We start from the raw sequence: 24,607 nt of genomic DNA on the forward strand, positions 1-24,607 counted from the left end.
GCCTTTGTATTACTCACCATTGGACTAATGCTCTTATGACAACAAACCAATTAAACCCTAATTCTACCGAAGAAAAGCTGATCTGGTTTGGGTTAACGTTAACCTACCCATTCTTCGCTTTTGGTGGTCTTTATATTACGGGTTCAGTATTAGGTTGGATGATATTTACAGTGGTTTTATTACGCTGGTATGTCAATGGTAAAGACAAGTTCTCAGCTATCCCTGCCATCGTTTGGTTATGGGTAATTGGTGGTCTATTTATGTTATTAGCCTTACTGATTGGACATTCTAATTGGGATTTAGGTTTGGCGAAAACAATTAAATCATCAATTGGCTGGGCAAAAGGTTGGGCTCTTATGCCACTATTTTTATTTATTGGTGCCTTTGTTGATATAAAACCGCAATTAATCGTTAGAGCCGTATGCATAGTTTCATTTCATTCCTTAATTTTTGCGCTTGTCACTATGGCTCTTTATATGGCTGGTGTTCATGGCGACTTATTTGTTTCACCTTTAAAAGTTATTGGTGGACCTGGTGAAACCTTTTTTACCGTGAGTTTATTCGGATTAAACCCTGAAACAGGTGCTGGACGGTGGAGATTTTTTACTCCTTGGGCGCCAGCTGCAGGTTTTATGGCCTGTATATTTTTAATTTTTACATGCCAAGAAAAAGATTATTTTTGGAGAAATACTGGTTTGTTAGGCAGCTTTGTCATGTCTTTGTTGTCTCAATCACGTGCTGGCTGGGTTATTTATATCGCCTTAACCCCGTTATGTTTCTTACACAAACATTTTAAAAATCCAATGCTGTTAGTCCTTATTGGTTTAGTGATCCCTGCTATTACCTTATTAGGCGAACCTTTATTTAGCTGGTTAAGCAATAGCTATGCAGATATCAAAGCCTCGCGCCCTGAATCAACACGTGTACGTAAAACTTTAGAAGTATTAGCGTTACAACGCTGGGAGTCAGAAGCTCCAATTTGGGGCCACGGTATTGTCGAAAGAGGTCCTAAGATTGTTGAAGGAATGCCTATTGGCTCGCATCACACTTGGTATGGTTTGTTATTTGTAAAAGGTATCGTAGGGCTACTAGCGCTAGCAATTCCTCTAGCTTTCACCTGTATTTATTTGTTTTGGAACAGCCTGAAAAGCCAAACTTGTTATACCGCAGCGTTAATGCTTGTGGTGTTTATTTGTTACTCCTTTTTCGAAAACCTAGAGATTTTAAGTTTTATTTACTGGCCAGCACTTTTATGGATTGGTATTGCACTTAACCCATTAAAATCAGGAGAAAAATATGTTTAAGAAATATGATGCTTATTTAGTCGGCTATTACGGTATGCAAAATAGCGGTGATGACGCTCTAATGTACGCCACGGCTTGGGCAGCTAAAAATATTCTGGGATGTAATAACACTAAAGTAGGTTTATATGGTGATTACGCCAGAGAAACCCAAAGTGATAATCAGCTTCCTCTAAAGTTTACTCAACAATTCCCAGGTCAAAATAGGTTACTGCATTATAAAACGGCCATTCAAAGTAAGCGTATCATTTTTGGAGGCGGTTCAGTTTTGCACAGCGAAAGCGACATCAATCTTAAAAGACAGTTAATGTCTTTAGCTAACCAGAAAAAAAGCTTAGCGGTCGGTATCGGTATCGGTCCATTTAATTCTGTTATGGCTGAAAAGTCTTGCGCAAAATTTTTAAATGAATGTGGTTATGTGGGTGTTAGAGATAACGCGAGTTTAGCAATAGCACGAAATATTGCGCCTCATGCAAACGTACATAAAACATTTGATTTAGCGCCATTGTTATTATGTTCAAAACAATACAAACCATCAAATAGAGAACGCCAAGGTATTGCCTTAACCTTATGTTCAGTTGCTATTGATGCCATGGGCAATACAGATGAGTTAGAAGAAGAAAAAAGAGTAGAACAATTTGTTCAATTAATTACCAAAATTTATGCTAGAACCGGTGAGCCTATTACCTTGATTGAGTTTAACGGGCATAACGTATTAGGTGATTGGAAAATCAATAACAACATTATTACCCGTTTATTAGATAAATACATTCCGGTGTCTATAAAAAAATATGATCCCAACCCTATTGCGTTACTTAACAAACTTTCAGGCTACAAAGCGATTGTAAGTATGCGCTTGCACGGTTCTATTCTCGGTTACTTAGCTAACACCCCCGTTCTATCTATTAATTATCACAGTAAATGTAAAGGTTGGTGTGACGAAGTTGGCATGCCAGAAGACTATAAAATAGATTTGTTTAACCTAAACATTGAAAAAATCGTTTCGCAAATAGCGCTAGGTGTTTCAACTACATTTCAGCAACCTACTTTATCTATAAACAACGCTTTAAAAAATTCTTTATCTAACTGGAGTACTCAAAATGAACAATTTAAATTTTACCGTAATTATTCCACTGTTTAATAAAGCAGAGCATATTTTAAGAACGTTACAAAGTGTTGAATGGCAGAAATATCCTGCAGCAGAAATAATTGTGATTGACGATGGCTCGACAGATGAAGGCCCTGCCCTAGTCGAAAAAGCTAACATCAAAAATGTAAAACTGGTTCATCAGGAAAATCAAGGGGTATCGGCGGCTCGAAATAATGGTGTTGCCTTAGCGAGTCATGAATATGTGGCCTTTTTAGATGCCGACGACGAATGGCTGCCGTTATTTTTAGATGAAGTTGCACGCTTAATTGTTAAGTTTCCACAAGCGCAGTTTTTTGGTACCCGCTATCAAATAGTGGAACCTGAAAACAACTATTGTGATGCAAAAATTAAGCTAGAAAATATAAACCCAGAAGGCGTGATATTGGATAACTATTTTGATATCGCTTCCCAAGGCGATTTACCTTTTACCATGTCTTCTATGGTAATTGAACGTTCATTATTTCAGTCAATTGGGGGCTTTCCACTTAATGAGCCAATTGGAGAGGATCAAGATTTATTTTGTCGCGTTGCTTTAAATACCTCAATTGCCTATTCACCGAATATTCATTCTCTTTATCATAAAGATGCACAAAACCAAGCAAGTAGAATAAATATTCCATCAACGGAGTGTGGTTTTAGCGTTCGTATAACTAAAGAAGCGAGAAAGGATACCAAAAGAAAGAGCGCTAAGTATATGCTTAAATATAGCGCGACACATTTATGCCACCTTGCAAAACTTAATATTGGCAATGGTCATTTTTCTCAAGCGAGAAAATTGTTATCAGATCCTCGTTGTAAATTAAAGCCTAAGCATTTGATTGGCCTTTATGGACTTTCATGGATACAACAAACGAGTCAATGGTTAGCAAATATCATTGATTACAAACAAATATAAATATTAGCTAATACCAATTGATTTATGAATCTACAATTAGGGAGTATTCAGATGAGAAGATTAGAGCTGTTAGATTATGGCCGTTTTTTTGCAGCTATAATAGTCATTTTATTTCACTATACTTTTAATGGCATAGCTAATGGAAAGATTGACACCTTAAAGCATGTTGATTCACTAATTGAATTCACAAAATATGGATACCTTGGGGTTGAATTATTTTTTATGATTAGTGGCTTTGTTATTTTTAACTCGGCTAAAAATAGAACACCTGCCCAGTTTGCCGTTTCTAGAGCAATTCGTCTTTATCCTTCATATTGGTTTGCGGTGATTTTTACATCAATCTTTTCATTCCATTGGGGGGGCGATATTATGACAGTAACTCCGAGTCAAATAATTGTTAATTTTACACTGCTACAAAATTACTTAAATATTGAACATGTTGACGGTGTGTACTGGACATTGGTATATGAAATAAAGTTTTATGCTTTGGTTTTCTTTTTACTTATTATTGGTTTGAAAAAACATTTAGATCTATTATTCATACTATGGCCTATTGCAATGCTTGGAGCATTTATCACAGGTTATGATGACCTTCCGTATCTTGGTGGGTATTTCTACTATTTTTCTGCTGGGGCTTTATTTGCAATATTACAAATAAATAAATCGCTGGAGATTATCTTATCAATAATTATTTCTTTTATTTTAGGTTTGTTGTATTCAATAGACCAAGCATTATTAAAATCAGAGTTCATGGGCGTAATATTTTCAGAATATATTGTAGGGTTAATTATTTTCTGTTTCTTTGTTTTTTTTATTTTTCTGAATACAAAAAAGGCTCAATCATTAAAACTTCCACTTTCAAAAATATTTGGTGCATTAACATATCCGGTATATTTAATTCATGCCCACTTTGGTTATATGTTCATTTCAAAATATGCTACAGAAGAGAATAAAATTTTTATTTATATAGTAACAATATCAATTGTTTTATCAGTTTCATACTTTATGCATCGAGTTATAGAAATGCGCTTGTCAAATGTCTGGAAAACACTATTTATGAGTACACTTTATGAAATAATTATTAAAATACAATCAATTCCTAGTAAACTTATAATTGCATATAACAAGTTAGCTAAACAGGCATGACGTAGTTAGCTTTTACTGAAGTGTTAATCCGCATAGCCACTTCCAGTAACGCTTAATAGTATTTGTAATTAAAGCCCTGCTACTTGAATACCAATCCAAGCCACAAAAGTATTACTATTAGGTTAGCACCAACGGTATCGGCTAAGATGTCTCTTATAAAACGTAAGTCTAAATCTGACGAAATAAAAGGTAGTGAAAAAGTTGAAAGATGAACAGGTTAACTGGGCTACATGTCAGGAATGTCAGGGACGCGGCCAAAGAAGCATGAGATTACGAAAAAAGGTTCGACTCCGCTACCAAAGAGAGTTAGAGCTGTTTGAAAAAACTAATAACGAAGGCACAGCCCCCGTTAGGCCGAAGGGCCACCTTTACGATTGCTTAAAATGTTGCGGAACGGGCTTGCTTCAGTCTGCCAACCACCCTATAGCGGATACAGAACATTACCCACACGTCGCAATTATTGGTGGTGGTATCGGAGGAGTAGCTTTGGCTGTAGCTTGTTTACACCGCGGCATCCCCTTTACACTTTATGAACGCGATAGCGGTTTTGATGCCCGTTCTCAGGGTTATGGACTGACGTTACAACAAGCGAGTAAAGCAATCGAAGGATTGGGTATTTTATCATTAGAAAAAGGATTGATCTCAACAAGACATGTTGTTCATACCACAAAAGGAAAAGTGATCGGTGAATGGGGTATCCGAAAATGGCTGCAGTTAGATACGAAAAAGTCACCCAAGCGCACTAATATTCATATTGCACGACAGTCTTTGCGCTTAGCTCTGCTTGAACAACTCGGTGGACATGATGCTGTACAGTGGGGCCACCAGTTAGTTAGTTTTAAAGAAAAAACTAATGAATGCACAGATCAATTTGTTGATCTGAGCTTTCAAGTAGCCGGAAAAATAAAAAACGCCAAGGCAGATATTGTGGTGGGAGCGGATGGTATTCGCAGTTCGGTTCGAAAGTTATTGATTGGTGAGGATGCTTCCCCTTTACTGTACTTAGGTTGCCTCGTGATCTTGGGTATTTGCCCTCTGGCAGCTCTCGATGGGCTTGAGAGTCCTTTGCTCGACTCGGCTACGGTATTCCAAACAGCCAATGGCCATGAGCGCATCTACATCATGCCTTATTCATCAGACTCGGTAATGTGGCAGCTTAGCTTCCCAATGCCAGAAGAAGAGGCTAAGGCATTGAGTGCCTTAGGCGTTCAAGCACTCAAAAAAGAAGCATGTCACAGATGTCAGTGGCACGATCCCATACCTCAAATTTTAGCGGCGACTCTTGAAGCTCAAATTTCTGGTTATCCGGTATACGACCGAGCCTTGCTCAAGTCAGAATTCTTGGAGAAAGGAGATCAAGTGACACTGATCGGAGATGCTGCTCACCCTATGAGTCCATTCAAAGGGCAAGGAGCGAATCAAGCTCTGCTGGATGCGCTTGCGTTGGCTCGAGGGATATCAAAAGGATGTAGACCCTTTTCTAGATGGAGGGAAACGGGAATAAGGGAAAGTGTGTTAACTGAGTTTGAATCAGAAATGCTAGCACGCAGTGCTTCCAAAGTGAAAGATTCAGCAGAGGCCGCACAGTTCTTGCATTCAGATATTGTGCTTCATGAAGGCGATGAACCTAGAGGACGATGTCTACAGAAAAAAGATGCATAAGACTACCCAAGCCAACTAACAGTATACTGTCTGCTTTTTCTAAGTAGACAGTAAAGTCGTTTTTTACACGACTACTTCCACAGAGAAGATGATTTAAAATACCTAAGTCAGCCTTTAAAAGGGCTATTCTGCGTATAAAGCAGTCATCACTGTACGTCTGCTTCAGGCAAAATATTCTGATCCGTTAGGCGACGTTTAATATTTATTTACTATCCTTGATGATTATCAATTCAAGTATTAACTTTAATTAGGATGATAATACCTGAGTTTTTGCTATATTAATAACCTTGCATATATGATTGTTTATCGCTCGATACTTAATAAAAATAGATGTAAGCAAGTAATTAAAATAAAAGGATTTTAACCGCATAAGAACAGTTAATTCACCGTATTAAGTATGGATGTACCTGATGAATACTAACTCTCGTAAAATTCTCTTTATTTCTATATCCGTAACACTATTCACCATGGCAATCGTTTATTATTCATTCCTCATCGGACGCGATATAGCAGAACGTTACACGCCTTTAGTTGATGCCACTATGGAAATTAAACTTGAAGCGACCACAGCACATTTGTGGTTTGAAGAGATGATGAGTGGTGACCAAACGGTTGATATCGAAACTATCTGGGCCAACCTTGACCAATCCGAATGGTATGCTCAAGCAATGCTTGACGGTGGCACTAATGAGGAAGGCACCTTCCTCGCTTTAAATGACCCTGATTTACGTAGCCAAATTGAAGAAACAATAGATGGTATTCATCACTTTCGCCAAATAGCAAAAAAGCGATGGGCATCACAGTCAACATCGGGTGTCGGTTCTGGTATCGAACAACAATTTGACCTCGCCTTTTTAAAATTTAATCTTTCTACTGATAATGTTGAGAGCGCCTTACAGAAGGTAAGAGCAGAAGATTTACAAACATTTAAATTTACACAAGTATTATTAATCACCCTGCTTCTTATATTGGGCATCATCATCGGTGGTTTATCCCTTCGCTTTAACAATAAACGAATCAAAAATATAGACGTACTAAAATTGAGCAATGAAAACGTTAATTCCTCTCAGAAACAGCTTCTAAATGTAATTAATGGAGCGAAGCTGGGTTATTGGGATTGGTGTTATCAAACTGGAGAGCATGTTGTTAATGATGAATGGTTATCAATACTTGGTCTATCTCGTCAAGATATCACCAATCACATTAGTGATTGGGATGGACTTATTCATCCCAATGACGACCAATTTATGAAAAAGACTGTCCAAACTCATATTCTGTCTGGAAAAAATTATGTTGTTGAATTCAGAATGAAGCATGCTGATGGGCGATGGGTATGGATTCAAGGCTCTGGCTCTGTTATTGAGTACGACGAAAATACCCACGAACCTGTTCGACTTTGTGGAACACATCAAGATATTACCGTTCGGAAACTAGCTGAACTACGTGAAAAATCGCGTTCTCATGTATTAGAACTCCTTACAAGTGGCGACTTATTACCTGTAATTTTGGAAGCTATTGTACGCGGTGTTGAGCAAGAGAATTCAGACATGCTATGTAGTATTTTGTTGTTAGATGATGAGGGTAAGCATCTATTGAGTGGCGCAGCACCGAGCCTTCCTGATTTCTATAACTCCGCGATTAATGGCATTGAGATTGGTGTAGGGGTTGGCTCTTGTGGTACTGCCGCATTTACCAACAAACGTGTCATCGTTGAAGACATTCAAAATCATCCTTATTGGACTCCCTATAAAGAGCTAGCAAGTAAGGCGGGGTTGGGGGCGTGCTGGTCTGAACCCATACGTTCCACTCAAGGGAAGATTCTCGGCACTTTTGCTATTTATCACCTTGAGGTAAATAAGCCAACAGAAGCCAATATGACATTAATTGAGCAAGCAGCCAGTTTAGCAAGTATCGCCATTGAGAAAATCCAAGCCAACTTAGCCTTAAAGGCAAGCGATGAGCAAATGCAACTAGTCTTAGCGGGGGCCGATCTAGGTTTTTGGGATTGGAATATAGTCACAGGTAGAGTAGATAGAAATGAGCGTTGGGCAACTATGCTGGGATATACCCATAAAGAATTAAAACACAGCACTAATCAATGGGCAGATTTCGTACATCAGGAAGATAGAGAGAAAGCATGGCAATCAATTAATGACGTACTTGAAGGTCGATCAAAATCCCATAGCCTTGAATATCGCATGTTAACTAAAGAGGGTGGTTATAGATGGGTGCATGACCAAGCTAATGTGATGCAACGTCATAGTAATGGCAAGCCACTTCGTATGAGCGGTACACATAGTGATATAACCAACCGTAAACTAGCAGAAGAAAAAATAAAACTAGCAGCTAGTGTTTTTAGCCATGCAGGTGAAGGCATTATTATCACCGATGATAAAGCCACTATTATCGATATTAATGACGCCTTTACTAATATAACCGGTTTTAGTCGTGAAGAGGCTATTGGTAAAAATCCACGTATTCTCCAGTCAGGACGACAAACACCTGAGTTCTATGCGGATATGTGGCAAGCCCTACAGAATGAAGGCTATTGGTCTGGCGAAGTTTGGAACAGACGTAAAAATGGTGAAGTGTATGCCGTAATGCAAACTATCAGTGCCGTACGTGATGTACACGGTATTGCGACCCATTATGTTTCCTTAGGTAACGACATAACCCTGATGAAAGAACATCAGAATCAACTGGAGCACATAGCCCATTTCGACATACTCACTAATTTGCCTAATCGCGTATTGCTGGCAGACAGATTGTCTCAAGCCATGTTGCAGTGTAGCCGTCACAAACAGTCCCTCGCTGTCGTATTCTTAGATTTAGATGGGTTTAAACACGTCAATGATACTCATGGGCATGATATAGGTGATGAACTACTGATTGCCCTCTCTGTGCGCATGAAAGAAGCATTACGGGAAAATGATAGTTTAGCACGTATTGGCGGTGATGAATTTGTTGCTGTGTTAGCTGATTTAACCACAGTTGAAGATTGTGAACCCGTATTAGAACGGTTATTACTCGCTGCATCAGAGCCGGTTATTTTTGATAACATTGTATTGAATATATCAGCCAGCATTGGCGTCACACTCTATCCGCAAGATAATGTGGGTGCCGACTTACTCATGCGGCATGCCGACCAAGCCATGTATGTGGCTAAAGAATCAGGTAAGAATCGTTATCACTTATTTGATACGGCCCAAGATGACGCAGTGAAAGTACAACGGGAAAGCTTAGAGGCAATTCGAAGCGCGTTAGATAATCATCAATTTGTTCTTCATTATCAACCTAAAGTTAATATGAGGAAGGGTATAGTGACGGGAGTTGAGGCGCTTATTCGCTGGCAACATCCGAAACGAGGGCTATTAAACCCAATCGAGTTCTTACCTGTCATTGAAAATAACCCCATGAGTATTGAGATGGGTGAATGGGTTATTGATACCGCACTGACACAAATAAGCCAATGGCAAAAATTAGGACTTAACTTCCCAGTAAGTATTAGCGTAAATATTGCAGCGTTACAGTTGCAGCAGCCTGACTTTACGGACAGGTTAATGATACTACTAGCAGCCCACCCCGATGTTGAACCACACTATTTAGAGTTAGAGGTACTGGAAACAAGTGCCTTAGAAGATGTATACAATGTTTCAACAATAATGAATGCCTGTATGGCGCTAGGCGTAAATTTTGCCCTAGATGATTTTGGCACGGGCTATTCGTCCCTGACTTACCTAAGACGATTACCAGCAAACTTAATTAAGATAGACCAAAGTTTTGTAAGAGACATGTTGCATGACTCGGATGATCTGGCCATTGTTGAAGGCGTAATAGCGTTAGCTAAATCATTCAAACGGGACGTGATTGCAGAAGGCGTTGAAACGATTGAACATGGCACAGCACTATTGCAGCTAGGATGTGAATTAGCACAAGGTTATGGCATTGCTAGGCCAATGCCTGCCAGTGAAATTCCTACGTGGATTAGTGACTGGAAGCCAGATGTTAATTGGCAAAACTGAAGTAATAGTAGAACTATATGAAATCTATCGATTTTAGCCCTATGCTGGTTCAATAATGGCCATAACATACGATCAAATTTTCCTGATCTGAACGTTCAATTTATTTCAGTTAACTTTGCCACAAATTCAAACTCCGAGATCATTGGTTCAACTAATAGGTATGGAAACTGAAAAACAACTTCCCTTGCCTAGTACTGATTTAACCCTTATTTTGCCATTATGTTGTTCGATTATCTGGTGGCTAATAGACAAGCCTAATCCGGTCCCTTCTCCGATGGGTTTACTAGTATAAAAAGGGGTAAATATTTGCGTTATATTCTCTGAGTCAATACCACTACCCGTGTCCTCTATTTCAATAATAATATTGTCTTCTTCAACAAATGTTCTGACAAAGATGTCTCCTTTATCAGTGATTGATTGACCAGCATTAATCAATAGATTCATAAACACTTGATTTAACTTGCCTGGAAATGCATGAACTTTCGGCAATGGTTGTAAATCGATATGCACTTTACAGCTATATTTAAGTTCATTATGAACCATATTTAAAGTAGCATTTAATCCTTCATTGATATCAACAAGGGCTTTTTCTACTTGGTCAATACGAGCAAACGTTTTTAAGTTTTTGACTATTTCGCTGACTCGGTCTACGCCTGCGATACTACTTTTAATTAACGGCGGTGTATCCTTGAAAAGGAACTCTAGCTCATATTTTTTTGCTAGTTTTTTATGGTTTTCCTTATCCTCTTCACTGGCAAGAGTGCTGTTAAATTCATAATAATATTTTTCAACATCAGAAAAGTAATCTTCGAGTACTTCTAAGTTACTCCGAATAAAACCAATAGGGTTATTTATTTCATGTGCAACTCCTGCAGCTAACACACCGATACTGGCCATTTTTTCAGATTGTACTAATTGTGATTCACTCTGTTTTAATTCATCATTAGTATTCGATAATTTTTCATAACTTTCCTTTAACGCGCGTTCACGTCGGGCTACTTTTTCACTCATAAGGTTAAACTGATTAAACAAATCAGCAAACTCCATAAACCTTAAGTCGCCTTGTAAAGCATCAGGCTCATGACCTTTATCAAGGCTAGAGGTTAACTGAGAAAGAGCGAGAATAGGTTTGACAAAATAGCGATAGCCATACAAGTAGGCTAATAATGTCGTTAGCACTATTGCAAGAATAATATAACTCCCCATTTGAATAACTAAATCATACAGAGCATCATTCCTATAAGCTTCATCAACGGTATAATTAAAGCTAACCCCTGCATCATGCCATTGTATTGTTTGCTTGGTGCCCACGGCCTGTTTACCAAACTTAGCAATCGTTTTAGTCCCCTTCACCACCTCAATCATTAAACCATCAAGAACTTCAACATCTATTTGAGCTGCAAGGATAGTTTCTAAAGGTATATTGGCTAATAAAACGCCTTCAACATGTTTGTTATATATTACAGGGAATGCTACACACCAAAAATATCGGCCCTCTACAGCTAGAATTTGTATAGAGCTAAACTGCTCTTCATTAAGTATGGCTTTTACCCATGGAAATTCTTGGTAGTTAGTATCAGTAGCGGAAGTGGAATGTAATGTAGAGCCTTCAAAGTCGAGCAAGGTTTCATCATACTTTAGACCTAATAATGTTAAGCCTGCCATATAGTCTTTTATTTTCCCTATGTTTCTTTTAGGCTGCATTATACCTTGAACAAAAAGTGACTCTTGAGATTGCTCTTTCAGTAAGATCAAGTGATGGTTAAGGAACACACGGTAACTACTATTTAATGCAGTGATCTCTCCTTTGGCAATTTTCTCATATTCACTATTAACAAGATCAACCACATGAGTACTCACTAAGCTGGTGATAATTACAGCTAAGCCGACACAACTAATAAAAACAAATCTTGCTAAAGCAAAAGAGACTGTAGTTTTAATCATTTATTTCACTCAATACTTTCAATAATATTACTTTGATGGTTATTCTCTAACGAGTTAAGTAAAACAATCTCATCTTTAGGGCTATATTTTCCCATTGCATAGTCCTCAATAGTCAACGCTTCATGGGCATTAAACTGTGACTTACTATAAGGAGTAAACGGTCCTTTATATGTTTTTAGCAAACCAGTTACTGGCTGCACTAAATGCTCCAATGCATGATGAATCAAGCTTTTGTCTTGGTTTCTATCACCCGTTAATTTAACTTGCTTAATGGCAGCAATGACAATTTTAGTGAGATCATAAGCATGAATAAAACCTGTTTGTGCTTTAATATCTGTAGGGTGTTTTATAGTGCTGTTTGACTTAACAGCCAACGCTAAGACGTTTTTAGCCGTTACTGATAAGTTGTCATTGATGAAAGAGAAATTTGTTTGGATAAATTGTAAATCAATTTTTTCACGCTGACTTGCGGTAACTTTTTCAGAAAAATTTCCCCCTGTTATACCCCAATGACTCCTAATAGGTAAACGAGTGCTTTGGGGTAATTCAATCATAGCATTTACAAAAGTAACCCCTTCTGCTGAATTACCAACAAAAAAGATAACATCCGCACCACTTGCTTTAATATCACGAAGTAACACCTTGGCATGATTCATCCCTACTCCCCAATTAAACCAAGACAAGCCTATAGGTTTTACTGATGATTCGTTCAGGGCTTGAGTCATTGTTATTTTATTAGAACGCCCCCACCCTGTGTCCTCTAATAATAGATAAGGTTTTCTAAAGCCTTGTTCAATCGCTTTTTTACTTATAAATTTACCAGCATTACTATCATCTATAGATAATCGAAATATCCAATTTTTCTCTGAAGCGCTACGAGTTATAGGCCCAGCAGCTGCCCAAGGGTCTAATAATAAAATATCATTATCATTAATAAAGGATTTATTTGCTAACAAAGGAGGCGAATGCAAACCAGAAAAAACCATTAATGCTTGTTCATCAGCTAAGAATGCTTCTAAATTACGGCGGCTACGCAATGAATTCGCTCTGTGGTCTTTCAAAATAAGGCCAAATTCAATTCCTTGAATTTGATTATCAACTTCAGCCAACGCAGTAGTAATACCTTGTTGTATGGCTAAGCTCGATGCTGTAGCACCACTAAAATCGGCATCAAGGTAAATAGTATATTTTTTCTGCGCATAAACATTTGAAGTATAAGTAGTGATAAAGATGAGGTAGGTGAACAAGAAAAATCTAAACAAAAACTTCATAATCAACATAAAGTATCCTTTTAATAATTAATGACATACTTGTCTTATTCATTTTAGTTAAGTTATCATTTTAGCGGGGTACTAATAAAGCTTATTCAATGTATTTATAAACGAGGCTTGGAGTTAGTCTTTAAGATCTAGGTAAATTCAAGAATAGCATGATGTGATTTGTGTGTTTCTTAAGATGATGAAACGATAGAGTTTTTGATGATGTGATTAAAAGTAAATTTATAATCGAAATTGCTGTAACTAGAAAATATAAAAGTTTGAAGGTATATGTTTGTTTTAAGAATAACTAGATTTAGAAATAAACATTTCAATATTGTTTATTTTTTTGAATAACTTAGAACTGATTATATATTTAAGATGGTACCCGGAGCCGGACTTGAACCGGCACGCTTTTCGGCGAGGGATTTTAAATCCCTTGTGTCTACCAATTCCACCACCCGGGCATTATATCTTTCCGGCTTACACCAAAAGATAAGGGAGTATTTTTATAGTAGGTTGGTACCTACTCTTCATAAATTTAGTTATCATTTTTATTGATAAAAATGATTGACTACTTGTCATAAATTTATAAAAATTTGGAGCGGCTAACGAGACTCGAACTCGTGACATTCACGTTGGCAACGTGATGCTCTACCAGCTGAGCTACAGCCGCTTCATGAGAGCTTTACTTCTACTATTTTACATCTAAATATGGTACCCGGAGCCGGACTTGAACCGGCACGCTTTTCGGCGAGGGATTTTAAATCCCTTGTGTCTACCAATTCCACCACCCGGGCATAATTATCTAAAAGATAAAGGGAGTTTTTTATAGTAGGTATTGGTAACCTACTTATTCTTTTAGTGAAATCTTGGAGCGGCTAACGAGACTCGAACTCGTGACATTCACGTTGGCAACGTGATGCTCTACCAGCTGAGCTACAGCCGCTTCGTAGAATATTAATCTTCACTTACTACTTTTATAGGTAAAACTTCTTTTAGTTTAACTAACTAAAATTGGAGCGGCTAACGAGACTCGAACTCGTGACATTCACGTTGGCAACGTGATGCTCTACCAGCTGAGCTACAGCCGCTTCATGAGAGCTTTACTTTTTACTTCCCATCATCGTTAAGGAATGGTACCCGGAGCCGGACTTGAACCGGCACGCTTTTCGGCGAGGGATTTTAAATCCCTTGTGTCTACCAATTCCACCACCCGGGCACAAAATGGAGGCGGATACCAGAATCGAACTGGTGTACACGGATTTGCAATCCGCTGCATAACCACTCTGCCAACCCGCCATTTTGTTAACGATGTTTTTCAATGATATCAATATCATAAGTTTGTATTTATTTACACTTAAATTGGAGCGGCTAACGAGACTCGAACTCGTGACATTCACGTTGGCAACGTGATGCTCTACCAGCTGAGCTACAGCCGCTAAATTTAAACTTAATAATTACAAACTTTAGTAAACCGTTTTGCTAGATAATGTAACATCATCTTGGCTCATTTCGTTTTACTTGCTGACTCCCTGTCAACGAAAACGCATTCTACATCTAAATATTTTCCAGTCAACTATTAAATCAAATTTTTATTCTAACTGCTTAAAAAGCGAGTCGTTTGCGTTATTTTTAACTAAACGGTCCATTTATTGGACCGTTTAAAATTAAACAAAGCTTTTATAAAATTTTACTGCCCTTTCAGCTCTGGCCATGCCGCTTTGAAATAACTAACCCAAGTAGTCACGGTTAAGACCGTCGCAATAGAATAAAAGGCATAAGAAAGATAATTAATCACTTCATGTGGCAAGTAAAACAGAATTAATGGAATATCATAACTAGGCTGCCAAATCAGTCCCATAATACCGAGCATTTGTGCAGCGGTTTTATATTTCCCCATATTAGAAACCGCAATAATGTCACGCTTTCCTATAGAAGACATAAATTCACGTAAAGCACTGATAAACACTTCTCGCGCTATCATGATGATAGCGGCAATGGAGACCAACCAAGAACTATAGTCTTGTGCAATCATTACCAGCGCAACAACAACCATGAGTTTATCGGCTACTGGGTCTATAAACGCGCCAAAAGCTGATGACTGATTGAGTTTTCTAGCAAGGTAACCATCTAAGATGTCACTAACAGCCGCTAACCAGAAAACTGCAAATGCACCAAAATTACTCCACGAAAGGGGTAAATAGAAAATTATCAAGAAAATAGGGATCAAGACGATCCGAAATAAGGTTATTTGATTAGGTATTGTCCACATTTACTTTTCACTTCAAGTATTTTTCTTTAGTTTACACAAGTTGTTATAGCAGTGCTACGGCAGAATAAGACAAGTTTAAGTAAAAGCTTTGAATAAAGTCTTGTATAGGAAAGTCTTTTCTATTTTTCAGCAGAGAGTGTAAATCGTAACACTAAACGCTTATTTATCATGAAGAGCATTATGAATTTTTTCAGCTAAAACATGGCTTATACCGGGAACTTTGGCTAAGGCGGTAATATCGGCTTGCATGACTTCTTGCAAACCACCTAAAAACGTTAATAGGCTTTGACGTTTTTTTGCACCTATTCCTTCAATTGACTCTAAGCGAGACTTTTTACTGACCTTTTGTCTTTTCGCTCTATGCCCTGTTATGGCAAAACGGTGTGACTCATCTCGAATATGTTGTACTAAGTGCAATGCTGGGGAGGTAGCAGGTAAAGAGATCAACTGATGGCTACCCGCTAAAATTAACGTTTCTAGGCCTGGTTTACGTGACTCTCCTTTAGCAACCCCCACTAACAAGGGTGTTCTTGTTAGTGCAAGCTGGCTAAAAAACTCTTCGGCTTTAGCAAGCTGTCCTTTACCACCATCTATAAAAACAATATCAGGTAACTTTTCTAAAGCACCATGTTCTTCCGGTTTGATTGGATTCGCTTTTAATTTTCCATACCGTTTATTTAACGCAAATGCCATGGCGGCATAATCATCCCCTGGTGTGATACCGAAAACATTATAACGGCGATAATCTGTTTTTAGTGGACCCTCTTGGTTAAAGACAACATTAGAGGCTACGGTTTGTTGTCCCATGGTATGGCTTATATCAAAACACTCAATACGTTGAATGCCATTTTCAAGCTCAAATACTTCGTTTAACGCAACAAAGCGAGCTTGCATTGATTCTTTGTGACTATTTCGGGTAACTAAGGCTGTATGTGCGTTAGTTCCGGCGAGTTTTAAATACTGGGCTCGCTCACTACGGGTATTAGTGGATATCTTAACGTCATACTCTGCTTGTTCACTCAACAGTCTTGCTAATTCTACTACCTGTTCAATTGACTCTTTAATGACAATCTCTTTTGGAATACTACTCTGTACTTTGCCATGACTTAACATTTCATTGCTTAAGTAGTGCTGAGCAATAAAAGCTTGTAATATTTCACTGTCGCTACTTTCACTCGGCACCGTAGGGAAGTAACTTTTACTGCCTAAAATTTTATGTTGCCTAATAAAGAGTAGATGGATACAGACTTGGGTTTTGTCTCGATATAATCCGACAACATCAAGCTCTGCCACATGACCACTTACATGTTGCTGCTGCTGGACTTTACGTAATGTCACTATTTGATCACGATATTTTGCCGCAAGTTCAAAATGTAGTTCATTGCTCGCTAACTCCATTCTTGCAACTAACTGCTCTATCACCGCCGAGCTTTTTCCTTGCAAAAACAACTTAGCTAAATTGACTTGTTCCTTATAATCATCAACCGATATTTTATCAACACAAGGCGCTGAGCAACGACCTAGTTGATGTTGTAAACAGGGTCTTGACCGAGCGCGATAGTAGCTATCTTCACATTGTCTAATAGGAAATATTTTTTGCATTAATCGCAAACTTTCCCAAACGGCACCAACCGTAGGAAATGGGCCAAAATACTCACCTTTTACTTTTTTACCGCCACGGTGTAAACCCAATTTGGGATGCTTATGTGCAGTAATGAGTAAATAAGGATATGACTTATCATCACGTAATAAAATATTGTATTTTGGTTGATACTTTTTGATGTAGTTATTTTCAAGGATCAGCGCCTCACCTTCCGTATGGGTAACGGTTACTTCAATGGCGGCAATTTGTTTCACTAAAACTTGTGTTTTAACTGACCCTACATCTTTTCGAAAATAACTCGCAAGACGTTTTTTTAACTGCTTTGCTTTACCTACATAGATGACTACTTGCTTACTGTCATACATTCGATAAACACCGGCCTGCTCAGTAACTACACGCAAAAAAGCCTCACTATCGAAAGTTGAGGCTTTAATGGTTTGGTTATTTTCTACATTATCAGTAGTATTGTGCAGCATTGAGGCTAATCTTTTTTATAGATATCTACAGCTTTTCTGTTTTTAACATACCATATCGGATCGCTAAATGCGTTAGCTCTACATCATTACTAACATCAAGTTTTTCAAACATGCGATAACGATAACTATTAATTGTTTTAGTACTCAAATTTAAATGCTCAGATATAGCGGGTACTTTATCACCACGCGTGATCATGATCATAATCTGTAATTCTCGATCGGATAATGTATTAAAAGGATTATCTTCAACCGATTTGAACTGGTTCAATGCCATTTTTTGGGCGATATCAGAAGGGAGGTAACGTTGACCACTGTGAACAGCACGAATAGCATTAACCATTTCATCAGGACCAGCATCTTTAGTTAAATAGCCAGCGGCCCCCATTTGCATCACTTTACTTGGAAAAGGGTCTTCGGTATGCGCAGTTAAAACAATAATTTTAACATCAGGTGCAAAACGTAAAATTTTCTTGGTTGCCTCAAGTCCACCCATACCTGGCATATCCATATCCATGAGTAAAACATCAGGTTCACTGTTTCGGCAGAATTTAATGGCTTCTTCACCTGTTTCACATTCGCCGACGACCTTCAACCCTTTAACGCTCGTTAAAATTTTATTAATACCGACACGTACAAGGTGGTGATCATCAACCAATAAAACATTTATCACGCAAGGCAACCTTAATTAGAAATGAAAAACAGCAAGGGTATAGCTAAACCACTGACTATTCAATTGATTATTATAGAAAACTAATGCTATTAAGCGTTTATTAGTCTGCTGTTATGTAAAAGCACAAGTACATGTGAGTTCTTGGTATTAATAACAATTAGAGCTTATTATTTTTCAGCCAATTATTTAATAAACCTATTTGACCATTTTTATAAGCAGCATACGTTAGTCGAACTGCATTACTTAATATAACACTATCAGACCAGTTTGTTTGTTCACTAATAAGTTGATAACAGTTTTTTGCTTCCGGTGACATATAGCCGCGCATTTCCTGTAAACCACGCTCTTTTTGTCGTTCGCGATAACGCTTTTGCTTTTCAGCATTGCTCATGGCGACTTTTTTATTAGGCAACTCGTTCGTTTGTTCGACGTTTTTCATAACAACTTGGTTTATTTCTAGTTACATGGACCTATAATTACGCATAACGACAGTATAATCAAGGCATGAAACAAATTTGATATAATACCAATTACACTAATAAATTGATCAGCTTAGAGTTATATTAGCGAGCAAAGAACAAGAAGAATTACTTAAACATAGTTATTCTATATTTCTTTAATTTTGAGCCGTTATTAGTTTGCTAATAAATTCCCGAAGGGCGATTTTAAAAGGCTTACATGCATCGTTATTAATTTCGACAAGGGAATAACCATTCTCTTCAATTAATGCCTTGCCTCTAAGCCTTTTAATTATCGCTAAGTGGTCAATTAATTAATGTACTTGGTATAAGACACTTTTTTTAAATATTTAACTGTTCAGAGTTGTTTAGTGTACAAGCGTACGCTAAAGTAGTCTCCTAAAATTTATTATCGGATTTCAGCTTATTATGGCTATGCCACAACAAAACTCATACAGTAAAGAAGATCTAGTAAAAGCAGGCACAGGGGAATTATTTGGTGAAGGTAATTCACAGCTTCCCTCTGATAACATGCTGATGATGGATCGCATAATTACCATCTCTGAAGAAGGTGGTGAAAATGGTAAAGGCTTCATCTTAGCCGAATTAGATATTACACCTGATCTATGGTTTTTTGATTGTCACTTTAAGGGTGACCCGGTAATGCCAGGTTGTTTAGGCTTAGATGCTATGTGGCAACTTGTTGGATTTTTCTTAGCTTGGACTGGTGGTCCAGGTAAAGGTCGTGCTTTAGGTGTAGGTGAAGTTAAATTTACCGGTCAGATATTACCGACAGCAAAGAAAGTTACTTTCAAAATAGACTTTAAGCGCGTTATCAAACGTAAACTATACATGGGTCTTGCTGACGGTAGTGTTAGTGTTGATGGTCGTGAAATATACACAGCTAAAGATCTTAAAGTAGGTTTATTCACTGATACAAGTAAGTTCTAAATTAACTTTGGCGTTATTTTAGTAAAGTATTAACTTACTGAAAATAAATAGTTACGTTATAAGTTTAGATCGAAAAGCCCAGCAATTTGCTGGGCTTTTTAATATATTCAAATGGGTTAAAATACTGTTGAACTGTTCTTGACAAAACAAAAAAATGTTTATTTAAACAGCCCCTGTTGTTTATCCTCTATGGCTTCTCGCCATCCGCCAAGCCACTGTGATTTGATAGCATCAATTTGGTATGGGCAATGTTCTTTGGAACGACCAGATATACCTGCTTGGTAACCTCTTGTATGTGCCCTACTTTGGCGATCGCGTTTTTGCCGCTTCATCATAAATACACGCTCCTTGGTTGTTCTTAACAGAGACATCAATATCAGTTTATTAATAAATAAGTATTAAAAAGATAAAATTATTCATCAAATAGATATTGCCCAATTTCATTAAGCATAGTTCAAAACAATCGAAATACAATGAATTTTAGTGCCAAATTTCGGATATAAAAAAAGCACTCACTGGTGCTTTTTTTTATGCTTAACTATCAATAATTAAGCAATTAAATTTACTCTTTGAAAAATTATTTATTAAATATTCTACGACGAAGACCCAATAAACTAAACAAGGCTAATATGGCAATACCGCCAATACTTGCGCCTTGTCTTTCTACTTTCTCTTCAACCTCACTACAATCATCAATCACACCGCCAGTAATAGGCTTAAGTAATATTGCTCTTACTACATCAATCCTTATTGCATTTCCGCTTGCATCAAGTCTTAACTCACCTTTTGCATCATAGCTATCGGACTTAATAACAGCAGTAGCAGATATTAATCCCTCATCATTAATGTCACTGGCATTCAGTACATTATATTCTGAATTACATTCTAGTAGTGTGTTCAAATCTGTCATTACAGGTGCATCATTTGAAGTATCATACAAAAAACCAGCAGTACGGCGAGGATTATTTGTACTATCATTATGGCTTTCTATTTCTGCTTCACCAACAATAATACCGGTTGAATTTACTGCAAAAGCAGTACTCTTCGAGGTCGTGAAGAAATCTTTTGGCGTGATAAGCTCCATTTCACTTTCAGGCACAGTAGTATCTACATAAAAAAACTTTTTAACAGAAGTACTAATCTCATGGGTATAACCAACAGCTAAACCATTATCATTAATATCTAATGCTCTAGAAAATGAAAAGACTGAGTTGGTATTAAATCTATAATGCAGTTGATTAAAATCAAACACAACTTTATTACCCAATTCATCCTCTTTGAATATTACCGCATAAGAACCGCTCAAAGGCTGAGTTGAAGTCGGAGTAGTAACATCATTAGCATCCCAACCATGGGCATAGCCGACTGCGACGCCGTTATTATTAACCGCAAGCGCTTGGCTAGAAAAAGCTCTATTATCATCGACATGAGGAGTAACTAACAAACCTAATTGCTCTGTTTCTACAAGGTTATCAGCCGATAATGTTGCCTTAAATGCTTGGATGTAATACATACCACTTTGAACTTTTTGTACACAAATTTCATAAGGAATATCATCTACAACACCAGGATCGGCACAACCACCTGTTTCATCAAGTACATACTCTTCTCTAAGTTCACTCAACTTATAACTACTATAACCAACAGCACTGCCATTTTCATTCATATCAAAAACAGCTGATATACCTCCACCATATCGAGTTTCAATAGGAAGAACTGGATAAATTGTCGCACCACTATCTGGAGAAAAGAATCCTCGCTGTCCGTGTTCTCTGACCCAATGGGTACGGAGATTACCAGAACTATCAGTGAACTCCGGCATTGCTAAATAAGGCGCCGATGCAGTACCAAAAGCTATATTGCTATCAGTGACCCCTTCAATAACATCAACCGTTGAACGGGTAATTACGCTTCCTGCACTGTAAGTACCGTCAAAACCAGTATCAAATATTCGCATTTCAGTACTTTGACTGCCATCACCTAGATTAGTCATAGCCGCAGTATCACCAACAATTTGATATTCAAAATTTGGGTTTTGCGACGATGAGTTTCTGTCTTGTAGGAATAACTTGGTCCAAGCTAAGTCATTAGCTGTTGGATTTCCAGCCTTTAACGCCTCAAAATCTTCAATTTCATCCAAACCAAATTGGTAGTCATGAAATTGCAAAGCAAAGCTTCTTATACTATTAAAGTCAGTTTCACTTAAGTGTTCAAACTGCACTGGGAAATTATAAATATTAGTACCAGCAACGGCCATAACCCCTTGGTTATTTTGTTTCTTGCCGTAAGTATACTCAAGGTTTTCTGCATTACCTTTGTCGACTACTTCATAAGTAGCAGCGTGGCTGAAATTAAGGAAACTCAGGCTTAACGCACTAGTAACTCCTAACACCAATATATTTTTTGCAAATTGCTTCATACTACTTGCTTACTCTTTAAGGTTGTTCTGTTTAACTTATCTTTTAACAAAACAAGTTAAACATGGTTATTTAAGGTCTACATTAAGGCAATACTTTAAAACGAAGACTTACCATTTCAAAGTATTTATTTGTTATTCATCATCGAGTTCTTGCCATCTGGCATAAACGACTTCAAGGTTTGACTCGCTTTCTGCCAGCTGGTTCAAAACTTTTTGTGTTATTTTCTCATCTTGGCTAAAAAAGTCAGCATCATTAACTTGTGCCTGCAGTGAATCAATCAAACTTTCTAATTCATCAATTTTTCCAGGCAGCATTTCAAGCTCACGAGCGTCTTTAAACGATAGCTTTTTCTTCTTAGCTTCAGGCTCTGCCAAAACATTATTTGCTGCAGAAGTAACACTACTTTTAGTCTGCTTTTCTTGATTACTTTTTTGTTGTACACCTTCAGCCATGCTTTGGCGTTGTGTCTTTTTTAAAGCGAGGTAATCATCCACATCATCGTAACCGCCAACAATCTGATTTATCTGTCCGGTACCGTCAAAATACAAACAAGTATTCACACAGTTATTAACAAAATCGCGATCATGGCTCACTAAAATAACGGTTCCAGCATAATTTGCAACAACTTCTTCTAGCAATTCTAATGTTTCAATATCAAGGTCGTTGGTCGGCTCATCGAGAATAAGCAAGTTACTCGGGCGTAAAAAGAGTCGAGCAAGTAATAATCGGTTTTTCTCTCCACCTGATAAAGCTCTTACTGGTGTACGTGCTCTTTTAGGGCTAAATAAGAAATCTTGTAGGTAACCTAATACGTGGCGAGAACGGCCATTCACTACAACTTCTTGTTTACCTTCACCGACAATTTCTTGTACTGTTAGATTTAAATCAAGGGCTTCACGATGCTGATCAAAATAAGCAATATCTAAATTAACACCTGAGCGCATTTTACCACTTGTAGCGGCTTGCTTTTCCATGATGAGTTTAATTAAAGTTGACTTGCCCGTACCGTTAGCACCAATTAACGCTAATCGGTCATTACGGGTAATAAGTAGGTTGAGGTTTTCAATCACTACATTATCACCAAAGGCTACTTTGACATCTTCCGCTTCAAAGACTAGTTTGCCAGAGCGATCGCCCTGAGTAATATTCATAGTGCTTTGATTACGCACATCGCGACGAGCTGTGCGCTCAAGACGAAGTTTTTCTAATGAGCGAACTCGGCCTTCATTACGGGTTCGACGGGCTTTAACCCCTTGACGGATCCATACTTCTTCTTCCGCTAATTTTTTATCAAATAGCGCATTTTGTTGATCTTCAACTTGTAAGTCATGCTGTTTTTGCTCGATATACAAATCGTAATCACCCGGATAACTTTTTAATTTACCGCGATCTAAATCTAAAATACGAGTAGATAAACCACGGATAAACGCCCTATCATGGCTGATAAAAATAATAGTACCGGCAAAGTCTTTTAAGAATTGCTCTAGCCATAACACGCTTTCAATATCTAAATGGTTAGTTGGCTCATCGAGTAGTAAAATATCAGGGCTGGTAACTAGTGCTTTAGCCAACGCAACTTTACGTAACCAACCACCAGATAAGTCGCAAATTTTAGCATCTGCATCCAATGATAAGGTAGTCATGGCTTGATCAATGCGCTGTTCGTCTAACCAAGCATTAGCTTTTTCAAGCTCTTCTTGCACATTTGCTAACTTGTTAAGGTTTTTATCACTTGGATCTTCGCCAATCAAGTGAATTAAAGCGTGATAACGACGGATAAGTTCAGCGTTTTCTTTTACCCCTTCAGCAACATAATCAAACACAGAGATATCAGACGATTCTGGTGGATCTTGTTCTAGCATTGACATTTTCATGGTACTAGACTTTAAAATTTGACCATCGTCTAAACCTTGCAAGTCCATCAATATCTTCATTAAAGTAGACTTACCTGCACCATTACGCCCTACTAAACAGATACGCTCGCCAGTTTGTACACTTAAATCTGCTTTATTTAAAATCTTATCTTCGCCGAAGGCAAGCTCACCATTGGCTATTCTTAATAATTCCATAATTCTTCTTATGCGTTACTGTTCACTAATTGCGTTACTTGCGCTTGGGTAAATGGCCAAAACAGCTTAGTATTTTCACTGCTATTTTGTTCTAATTGTTCGAGTACGGGAATGTGTACACCATACAACTCGACCAGTGTTTCCGTTTCATGGTCAACACTTTCTTGTTCAATAATATCAACTTGCGTTAACTGCTCAACAGTCAATACCGTTAAACAAATGGCCAACGCTTGTTCACATAAATGGCAGCCTTCGCTGCCATACAAATTATACTTAGTCATTATGATTAACTACTTACCTTTGTCTAAA

17 protein-coding genes and 8 tRNA genes are annotated in these 24,607 nt (G+C 37.8%); 7 read left to right on the plus strand and 18 right to left on the minus strand.

Translation table 11 applies throughout. The features are described from left to right. The first annotated feature begins 35 nt into the window (after positions 1-35). The 6 genes from CPS_RS14545 (at position 36) to CPS_RS24155 (ending at position 10,176) form a co-directional block, all read left to right on the plus strand. Positions 36-1,304 carry an O-antigen ligase family protein gene (locus CPS_RS14545; protein WP_011044029.1) on the plus strand — a complete coding sequence of 423 codons (1,269 nt, stop codon included), beginning with the start codon at positions 36-38 and terminating at the stop codon, positions 1,302-1,304. Next, entirely contained in the window at positions 1,297-2,442 is a 1,146-nt protein-coding gene (locus CPS_RS14550; RefSeq protein WP_011044030.1) for a polysaccharide pyruvyl transferase family protein, read from the plus strand. Before CPS_RS14545 ends, CPS_RS14550 begins: the two co-directional genes overlap by 8 nt. Then, positions 2,402-3,346, plus strand: a complete 945-nt coding sequence (locus tag CPS_RS14555) for a glycosyltransferase family 2 protein (RefSeq protein WP_011044031.1) — start codon at positions 2,402-2,404, stop codon at positions 3,344-3,346. Before CPS_RS14550 ends, CPS_RS14555 begins: the two co-directional genes overlap by 41 nt. Before the next feature lie 51 nt (positions 3,347-3,397). Next, positions 3,398-4,492, plus strand: coding sequence for an acyltransferase family protein (locus CPS_RS14560; RefSeq protein WP_011044032.1), 1,095 nt, complete (start codon positions 3,398-3,400; stop codon positions 4,490-4,492). 264 nt (positions 4,493-4,756) lie between these two features. After that, positions 4,757-6,154: an FAD-dependent monooxygenase gene (locus CPS_RS14565; protein ID WP_011044034.1), complete on the plus strand. Its 1,398-nt coding sequence runs from the start codon at positions 4,757-4,759 to the stop codon at positions 6,152-6,154. 410 nt (positions 6,155-6,564) lie between these two features. Further along, positions 6,565-10,176 carry an EAL domain-containing protein gene (locus CPS_RS24155; RefSeq protein ID WP_238383549.1) on the plus strand — a complete coding sequence of 1,204 codons (3,612 nt, stop codon included), beginning with the start codon at positions 6,565-6,567 and terminating at the stop codon, positions 10,174-10,176. A 147-nt stretch (positions 10,177-10,323) separates the two neighbouring features. On the opposite strand, the gene CPS_RS14575 is transcribed toward CPS_RS24155, so the two are convergent. From CPS_RS14575 to CPS_RS14640, 14 genes are all read right to left on the minus strand, one after another. Beyond that, positions 10,324-12,120, minus strand: a complete 1,797-nt coding sequence (locus CPS_RS14575) for a sensor histidine kinase (protein ID WP_011044036.1) — start codon at positions 12,118-12,120, stop codon at positions 10,324-10,326. Between the two features lie 5 nt (positions 12,121-12,125). Further along, positions 12,126-13,400, minus strand: coding sequence for an ABC transporter substrate-binding protein (locus CPS_RS14580; RefSeq protein WP_011044037.1), 1,275 nt, complete (start codon positions 13,398-13,400; stop codon positions 12,126-12,128). Between the two features lie 358 nt (positions 13,401-13,758). Continuing rightward, a tRNA-Leu gene (locus tag CPS_RS14585) sits at positions 13,759-13,843 on the minus strand. 133 nt (positions 13,844-13,976) lie between these two features. Beyond that, positions 13,977-14,052 (minus strand) — tRNA-Gly (locus CPS_RS14590). A gap of 39 nt (positions 14,053-14,091) precedes the next feature. Beyond that, positions 14,092-14,176, minus strand: a tRNA-Leu gene (locus CPS_RS14595). Between the two features lie 73 nt (positions 14,177-14,249). Next, positions 14,250-14,325 (minus strand) — tRNA-Gly (locus tag CPS_RS14600). Positions 14,326-14,394: 69 nt separating this feature from the next. Beyond that, positions 14,395-14,470: transfer RNA gene (locus CPS_RS14605), tRNA-Gly, on the minus strand. A gap of 43 nt (positions 14,471-14,513) precedes the next feature. Beyond that, a tRNA-Leu gene (locus CPS_RS14610) sits at positions 14,514-14,598 on the minus strand. A gap of 6 nt (positions 14,599-14,604) precedes the next feature. Then, positions 14,605-14,678: transfer RNA gene (locus CPS_RS14615), tRNA-Cys, on the minus strand. 64 nt (positions 14,679-14,742) lie between these two features. Further along, positions 14,743-14,818 (minus strand) — tRNA-Gly (locus tag CPS_RS14620). A gap of 251 nt (positions 14,819-15,069) precedes the next feature. Next, entirely contained in the window at positions 15,070-15,651 is a 582-nt protein-coding gene (gene pgsA, locus CPS_RS14625) for a CDP-diacylglycerol--glycerol-3-phosphate 3-phosphatidyltransferase (RefSeq protein ID WP_011044038.1), read from the minus strand. Between the two features lie 159 nt (positions 15,652-15,810). Next, positions 15,811-17,730, minus strand: a complete 1,920-nt coding sequence (gene uvrC / locus CPS_RS14630) for an excinuclease ABC subunit UvrC (protein WP_011044039.1) — start codon at positions 17,728-17,730, stop codon at positions 15,811-15,813. Positions 17,731-17,755: 25 nt separating this feature from the next. Next, the gene (gene uvrY / locus CPS_RS14635) at positions 17,756-18,400 is read right to left on the minus strand and encodes a UvrY/SirA/GacA family response regulator transcription factor (protein WP_011044040.1); all 645 of its coding nucleotides are present in this window, start codon (positions 18,398-18,400) and stop codon (positions 17,756-17,758) included. 157 nt (positions 18,401-18,557) lie between these two features. After that, on the minus strand, positions 18,558-18,839 hold the full coding sequence (locus CPS_RS14640; protein WP_011044042.1) for a hypothetical protein: 282 nt from the start codon (positions 18,837-18,839) through the stop codon (positions 18,558-18,560). 454 nt (positions 18,840-19,293) lie between these two features. Here CPS_RS14640 and fabA point away from each other — a divergent pair, with 454 nt between their 5' ends. Next, a complete protein-coding gene (gene fabA, locus CPS_RS14645) occupies positions 19,294-19,809 on the plus strand; it encodes a bifunctional 3-hydroxydecanoyl-ACP dehydratase/trans-2-decenoyl-ACP isomerase (RefSeq protein ID WP_011044043.1) in 516 nt (171 codons plus the stop codon). Between the two features lie 158 nt (positions 19,810-19,967). Here the strand turns inward: fabA and rmf are convergent, their stop codons facing one another. The 4 genes from rmf to CPS_RS14665 form a co-directional block, all read right to left on the minus strand. Continuing rightward, positions 19,968-20,141, minus strand: coding sequence for a ribosome modulation factor (gene rmf, locus CPS_RS14650; RefSeq protein ID WP_011044044.1), 174 nt, complete (start codon positions 20,139-20,141; stop codon positions 19,968-19,970). A gap of 245 nt (positions 20,142-20,386) precedes the next feature. Beyond that, entirely contained in the window at positions 20,387-22,228 is a 1,842-nt protein-coding gene (locus CPS_RS14655; protein WP_011044045.1) for a DUF3466 family protein, read from the minus strand. A 132-nt stretch (positions 22,229-22,360) separates the two neighbouring features. Beyond that, positions 22,361-24,298 carry an ATP-binding cassette ATPase Uup gene (locus tag CPS_RS14660; RefSeq protein WP_011044046.1) on the minus strand — a complete coding sequence of 646 codons (1,938 nt, stop codon included), beginning with the start codon at positions 24,296-24,298 and terminating at the stop codon, positions 22,361-22,363. 8 nt (positions 24,299-24,306) lie between these two features. Continuing rightward, positions 24,307-24,579: a glutaredoxin family protein gene (locus CPS_RS14665; RefSeq protein ID WP_011044047.1), complete on the minus strand. Its 273-nt coding sequence runs from the start codon at positions 24,577-24,579 to the stop codon at positions 24,307-24,309. Positions 24,580-24,607: the final 28 nt, after the last annotated feature.

It is taken from the genome of Colwellia psychrerythraea 34H (genome assembly GCF_000012325.1).
Classification (GTDB): domain Bacteria; phylum Pseudomonadota; class Gammaproteobacteria; order Enterobacterales; family Alteromonadaceae; genus Colwellia; species Colwellia psychrerythraea_A.

Excerpts from the sequence above, each read along its gene's own strand:
- CPS_RS14545 (WP_011044029.1), top strand. The coding sequence starts at position 36 with ATGACAACAAACCAATTAAACCCTAATTCTACCGAAGAAAAGCTGATC.
- CPS_RS14550 (WP_011044030.1), top strand. The coding sequence starts at position 1,297 with ATGTTTAAGAAATATGATGCTTATTTAGTCGGCTATTACGGTATGCAA.
- CPS_RS14555 (WP_011044031.1), top strand. The coding sequence starts at position 2,402 with ATGAACAATTTAAATTTTACCGTAATTATTCCACTGTTTAATAAAGCA.
- CPS_RS14560 (WP_011044032.1), top strand. The coding sequence starts at position 3,398 with ATGAGAAGATTAGAGCTGTTAGATTATGGCCGTTTTTTTGCAGCTATA.
- CPS_RS14565 (WP_011044034.1), top strand. The coding sequence starts at position 4,757 with ATGAGATTACGAAAAAAGGTTCGACTCCGCTACCAAAGAGAGTTAGAG.
- CPS_RS24155 (WP_238383549.1), top strand. The coding sequence starts at position 6,565 with ATGAATACTAACTCTCGTAAAATTCTCTTTATTTCTATATCCGTAACA.
- CPS_RS14575 (WP_011044036.1), bottom strand. The coding sequence starts at position 12,120 with ATGATTAAAACTACAGTCTCTTTTGCTTTAGCAAGATTTGTTTTTATT.
- CPS_RS14580 (WP_011044037.1), bottom strand. The coding sequence starts at position 13,400 with ATGTTGATTATGAAGTTTTTGTTTAGATTTTTCTTGTTCACCTACCTC.
- pgsA (WP_011044038.1), bottom strand. The coding sequence starts at position 15,651 with ATGTGGACAATACCTAATCAAATAACCTTATTTCGGATCGTCTTGATC.
- uvrC (WP_011044039.1), bottom strand. The coding sequence starts at position 17,730 with ATGCTGCACAATACTACTGATAATGTAGAAAATAACCAAACCATTAAA.
- CPS_RS14640 (WP_011044042.1), bottom strand. The coding sequence starts at position 18,839 with ATGAAAAACGTCGAACAAACGAACGAGTTGCCTAATAAAAAAGTCGCC.
- fabA (WP_011044043.1), top strand. The coding sequence starts at position 19,294 with ATGCCACAACAAAACTCATACAGTAAAGAAGATCTAGTAAAAGCAGGC.
- rmf (WP_011044044.1), bottom strand. The coding sequence starts at position 20,141 with ATGAAGCGGCAAAAACGCGATCGCCAAAGTAGGGCACATACAAGAGGT.
- CPS_RS14655 (WP_011044045.1), bottom strand. The coding sequence starts at position 22,228 with ATGAAGCAATTTGCAAAAAATATATTGGTGTTAGGAGTTACTAGTGCG.
- CPS_RS14660 (WP_011044046.1), bottom strand. The coding sequence starts at position 24,298 with ATGGAATTATTAAGAATAGCCAATGGTGAGCTTGCCTTCGGCGAAGAT.
- CPS_RS14665 (WP_011044047.1), bottom strand. The coding sequence starts at position 24,579 with ATGACTAAGTATAATTTGTATGGCAGCGAAGGCTGCCATTTATGTGAA.